The 1,610-nt window shown below is 71.6% G+C and carries 1 protein-coding gene; it reads right to left on the bottom strand.

The genetic code is table 11. The annotated features are described in order from the left end of the window. A partial coding sequence (locus ACZ4IF_RS44545) for a condensation domain-containing protein (RefSeq protein ID WP_467575012.1) occupies positions 1-1,610 on the bottom strand: 1,610 nt, incomplete at both ends.

The following is a 1,610-nucleotide window of genomic DNA, read 5'->3' as shown; positions in this document are numbered from 1 at the left end:
ACGCACAGCAACCAACTCCGGCACCGACACCCCCGGCACCACAACCCCCGTGTCATTCCACGACGAGAGCACCAACTCCCGCTCACCGTCGGGGAAGTACGTGGATTCGGCGCTGCCGTCCACGTCCTGGGCCATGGCTTCCAGGACGGCCCGGTACATGGCGGCGAGCCGGTCGACGGCCTCGTGCGTGAGACGGCCGGGGTCGGCCGTGAGGAGCAGGCCGGCCGCTCGGGCGGCGACGGCGAGGCCGAACTCCGTGGCGCCTTCGCCCATGCCCGAGTCCGCGTCGACGATGTCCGACTCCGCCTGGGCGTCCTTGAGGTCGAGATAGCTGAAGCGGACGTCCAGCAGCCGGGACCCGTCGGCCAGTTCGCGTTGCATCACCGGCATCGGGAAGCGGCGGTGCGGCCAGAGGGCGGCTTCCTGGTCGTAGACCTGGCGGACGAGGTCGCGCCAGGTGCGGGCACCGCGCCGGAACGCGAACGGCACCGTGTTCAGGTACATGCCGTACACGCGCTCCGCGCCCAGGATCTCCGGGCGACCGCTGCACACCAGCCCGGTGTGGAACGACTCCTCCGGAGTGAGCAGACTCATCACCTTCAGGTGGGCCGCGTGCAGCACGGCCTTCAGCGAAGTACCGGTCTCCCTCGCGGCGGCCCGCAACGCCGGCGCGAGGTCGGCGAGCGGAACGCGGACCGTGTGCGCGGGGCCGGCTGTGGCGCCACCGCTCCAGCCCGCGGGCAGCTCGAACTTGGCATGCCCCTCGATGACGTCACGCCAGTAGGCGCGGTCTCGGTCCGACTCCGTCGAGGCCCGCTCGGCCGCCACGAAGTCGGCGTACCGCACGGCGGGGGCCTCGGGCTCGGACAGTGCCCCACCGCTCCGCACCCGCAGGTAGTTCTCGACGATCTCGCTGAGCAGCGAGCGGTGGCTCCACCCCTCGGTGATGGGGTGGCAGACGCTGACCGAGAGCCACCAGGCCTCGTCCGACTCGACGAGCGCCGAGACCCTCAGGAGGGGCGGGCGTTCGAGGTCGAACGCGGCGGCCCGCTCCGACACGACGTGCGCACGGCGGGCCGCTGCCTGGTGCTCCTCGTCCTGCCCCCGCAGGTCGTGGACGGTGACCGGGCTCTCCGCGCTCGGGTGGATGAGCTGAAGCGGTACCGAGTAGCCCTCCAGGGCGAAGGATGCCCTGAGCATCTCGTGCCTCGCCACCAGCGCCTGCGCCGCCTGGCGGAGCGCGTCGGCGTCGAAGGCTCGTCCGTCCCTGATCCGGAACGTCGTCGTGTTGTGGTACTTGTTCCGGCCGTCGTCGGCGAGCATCTCCACCAGCATGCCGAGCTGCACCTGCGCCAGCGGGAAGGCGTCCACCAGCCCTGCGGGGAGTGCGGCCCGGTCGGTGTCCGGTACCAGGGCGAAGGGCGTCACGACGGGGACGTCCTGCGCGGGCGTGCCCTCACTCGTGCCGAGCGCGGTGGCGAGTCCGGCGACGGTCCGGTGACGGAACACGTCGCCGACGGCCGCCTCGAACCCTTCGGCCCGCAGGGCACCGACCAGCGCGATCGCCTTGATGGAGTGACCGCCGAGGTCGAAGAAGTTGTCCTCGACAC

It is taken from the genome of Streptomyces sp. NPDC025784, assembly GCF_055558435.1.
This window is presented reverse-complemented; position numbering and strand designations above follow the sequence as displayed.